The following is a 3,674-nucleotide window of genomic DNA, read 5'->3' on the forward strand; positions in this document are numbered from 1 at the left end:
TGCGCCGAAAATGTAACGGGGCTAAAGCCATACACCGAAGCTTAGGGTTTGGTCCGCAAGGGCCAAGCGGTAGCGGAGCGTTCTGTAAGCTGATGAAGCCATACCCGTGAGGGGTGGTGGAGGTATCAGAAGTGCGAATGCTGACATGAGTAACGTAAGGGGAGTGAGAGACTCCCCCGCCGAAAGACCAAGGGTTCCTGCTTAAAGCTAATCTGAGCAGGGTTAGCCGGCCCCTAAGACGAGGCGGAAACGCGTAGTCGATGGGAACCACGTTAATATTCGTGGGCTTGGAGGTAGTGACGGATCATTGAGGTAGTCCAATCTTATCGGATTGAACGGGCTGCTGCGTGGTTCCAGGAAATAGCTCCTCCTTATAAACCGTACCCGAAACCGACACTGGTGGTCTGGTAGAGTATACCAAGGCGCTTGAGAGAACTATGCTGAAGGAACTCGGCAAATTGCACGCGTAACTTCGGAAGAAGCGTGACCCTTTTCTACGCAAGTGGAGGAGGGTGGCACAGACCAGGGGGTAGCGACTGTTTATCAAAAACACAGGGCTCTGCGAAGTCGCAAGACGACGTATAGGGTCTGACGCCTGCCCGGTGCTGGAAGGTTAAGAGGAGGGGTGCAAGCTCTGAATCGAAGCCCCAGTAAACGGCGGCCGTAACTATAACGGTCCTAAGGTAGCGAAATTCCTTGTCGGGTAAGTTCCGACCTGCACGAATGGCGTAACGACTTCCCCGCTGTCTCCAGCATAGACTCAGTGAAATTGAATTCCCCGTGAAGATGCGGGGTTCCTGCGGTTAGACGGAAAGACCCCGTGCACCTTTACTATAGCTTTACATTGGCATTCGTAGTGGCATGTGTAGGATAGGTGGTAGGCTTTGAAACCTGGGCGCCAGCTCAGGTGGAGCCACCCTTGAAATACCACCCTTATTACTATGGATGTCTAACCGCGGCCCGTTATCCGGGTCCGGGACAATGTATGGTGGGTAGTTTGACTGGGGCGGTCGCCTCCTAAAGAGTAACGGAGGCGCGCGATGGTGGGCTCAGAACGGTCGGAAATCGTTCGCTGAGTGCAATGGCATAAGCCTGCCTGACTGCGAGACTGACAAGTCGAGCAGAGACGAAAGTCGGTCATAGTGATCCGGTGGTCCCGCGTGGAAGGGCCATCGCTCAACGGATAAAAGGTACGCCGGGGATAACAGGCTGATGACCCCCAAGAGTCCATATCGACGGGGTTGTTTGGCACCTCGATGTCGACTCATCGCATCCTGGGGCTGGAGCAGGTCCCAAGGGTATGGCTGTTCGCCATTTAAAGCGGTACGTGAGTTGGGTTCAGAACGTCGTGAGACAGTTCGGTCCCTATCTGCCGTGGGTGTAGGAATATTGAAAGGATCTGTCCCTAGTACGAGAGGACCGGGATGGACGGATCTCTGGTGGACCTGTTGTGGCGCCAGCCGCATAGCAGGGTAGCTATATCCGGACGGGATAACCGCTGAAGGCATCTAAGCGGGAAACCCACCTTAAAACGAGTATTCCCTGAGAACCGTGGAAGACGACCACGTTGATAGGCCGGGTGTGGAAGAGCGGCAACGCTTGAAGCTTACCGGTACTAATAGTTCGATCGGCTTGATCGTTCTCATTCCTTGTGCCCATCGTGAAACACGGTGGATGGCACAACAAAGACCAGCGATAAGCTCCGAGAGAGCATCAGGATGGGGATCTCCCTATTCGCTACTCTCTCATTGCTATTCGCTCAAAAAGCTTCTCGAACAACGTGCGTTTTGCCGACCTGGTGGTTATGGCGGAGCGGCTGCACCCGATCCCATTCCGAACTCGGCCGTGAAACGCTCCAGCGCTGATGGTACTTCGTCTCAAGACGCGGGAGAGTAGGTCGCTGCCAGGTCTGCTAAACGCACGTTGAAATCTTCTCTCTACGAAAAGGCCCGCCAATCGGGAAACCACGGGCCGCGAAAGCGGCCCTTTCAGTTGGTAAGCCATCTACCTATTTGTAGGCCTCGGCTTACGTCCAATAAAGCAAGCAAGTGCTTGCCTAGGAACGCAAGCAAACGCTTGCCTAGAGGTGACGCGGGGTGGAGCAGCCCGGTAGCTCGTCAGGCTCATAACCTGAAGGTCACAGGTTCAAATCCTGTCCCCGCAACCAAATATCAAAACGGCCCGCCGCGTGCGGGCCGTTTTGATATTCGGCTGTGGTGGCCATCGATCTGCCCTGGCTCAGCGGCCCGCAAGCAGGCCAAGCCGACGCTGCGGGACAAAAACCAAATCCTGTCCCCCCAACCAGACTCAATAACAGCCCGCCTGGCACCAAGCCGGCGGGCCGTTTTTGTATCCAGCCTAACCATCCTCGGCCAGCCGAATATCAAACGCTCGTAGCGATGCCCGCGGGCGTTTGCATTCAGAGCGCCGGCAAGACCACCCCCGCGGATTGAAGCGCTCCAAGCGCCGGCAGCGCCGCATAAGCCAAATCCACGGCAGAGAAACAATGCAAGCCGATCTCGTGCCAGGCATCGGTGATGTCGGTGGGTGGCTTGCAACGAAATACGAAATGAATCTAGCGGGTGTTTTTTCTATCGGCCGGCTTTTGTGGCCAGCCACGACAGCGAGTGACGACCGGGAGTATCGGCTTGCGCATGGATCCTTGATCGCGCCAGCAGGCCGGGCGTGTCACGCGGCAATAGCCGCAAGTGCCCTTGTCAAGCGGCGTTAGGACGCTGAAGCGACGCCTCGATCATTCCGAATCAGACGACGGAGCGATTCTCCGAGATGAATGGCGACAAGGTATGGCAGCCGAATCAGCCAATATTGCTAATAGTTGATATCTATTGCTATGATCGCGGATCGCTCCCATATTCCCTGCAGGAGGTTGCCAATGCCAAATTACGCTTTGAATGACCACTATGAGAGCTTCATCAGGAAGCAGCTCGAATCGGGTCGCTACAACAATGCCAGCGAGGTTGTCCGTGCGGGCTTGCGCATGCTCGAGGATTTCGAGGCGGAGCGGGAGAAATGGCTGCGCGAGGAGATCCCGGGGCGCCTGGCTGAACTCCGGCAGGATCCGACGAAGGGCATCCCTGCCGACACGGTCTTCTCTCGGCTGGAGGCGCGTCAACGCTCCAAGCAGGCGAAAGCCAAGTAGGGGATGGAGTACCAGATTGTCTTCCACCCCAAGGCGGAGTCCGAGCTGGAGCAACTCTACGATGATATAGCCCGACGGGCGTCGCCGGCGATCGCCTGGAATTTCATTGCGGGTATCCGCGACCATTGTCTCGGTCTGTCGACTTTTCCACAGCGGGGCACCCAGCGGGTCGAGATCACGGCTAGGCTGCGGATTGTCGGTTACCGGCGTGCCGTCAGCATTGCCTTTGCCGTCGAGGGCGAGCGGGTGCTGATCTTGGGCATCTTTTACGCTGGCCGGAACATCACGCCGGAATTGCTCGAGGACCGGCTCTAAATGACGCTCCGGTAGGGAATTGCTCTGCGGCCATCGAGGCGCAACAGCTTTTTTCAGGCCGATGATGCACGCTCAGCGCCGAGATTTCGGGGCGTATCACGGGAATGGTTGGCGGCAGAACACCCTCACAATTCAGCCAAGCCAGCTCACGAATTTCGGCCCCGTGGATAACTCCACGAGAAATCGAAAAAACATCACT

2 protein-coding genes, 1 tRNA gene and 2 rRNA genes (1 of these 5 cut by a window edge) are annotated in these 3,674 nt (G+C 56.5%); all 5 read left to right on the forward strand.

The window, feature by feature from the left end:
- A 23S ribosomal RNA gene (locus ACZ89F_RS36670) occupies window positions 1-1,640 on the forward strand (it extends 1,182 nt beyond the left edge of the window).
- Window positions 1,641-1,794: 154 nt separating this feature from the next.
- Window positions 1,795-1,909 (forward strand): 5S ribosomal RNA (gene rrf, locus ACZ89F_RS36675).
- A gap of 181 nt (window positions 1,910-2,090) precedes the next feature.
- Window positions 2,091-2,167: transfer RNA gene (locus tag ACZ89F_RS36680), tRNA-Met, on the forward strand.
- 726 nt (window positions 2,168-2,893) lie between these two features.
- Window positions 2,894-3,160 carry a type II toxin-antitoxin system ParD family antitoxin gene (locus ACZ89F_RS36685; RefSeq protein WP_476097181.1) on the forward strand — a complete coding sequence of 89 codons (267 nt, stop codon included), beginning with the start codon at window positions 2,894-2,896 and terminating at the stop codon, window positions 3,158-3,160.
- Between the two features lie 3 nt (window positions 3,161-3,163).
- Entirely contained in the window at window positions 3,164-3,475 is a 312-nt protein-coding gene (locus ACZ89F_RS36690; RefSeq protein WP_476097183.1) for a type II toxin-antitoxin system RelE/ParE family toxin, read from the forward strand.
- Window positions 3,476-3,674: the final 199 nt, after the last annotated feature.

This window comes from Mesorhizobium sp. USDA 3734 (genome assembly GCF_056279665.1).

Coding starts and splice junctions, on each gene's coding strand:
- ACZ89F_RS36685 (WP_476097181.1), top strand. CDS start 2,894: ATGCCAAATTACGCTTTGAATGACCACTATGAGAGCTTCATCAGGAAG.
- ACZ89F_RS36690 (WP_476097183.1), top strand. CDS start 3,164: ATGGAGTACCAGATTGTCTTCCACCCCAAGGCGGAGTCCGAGCTGGAG.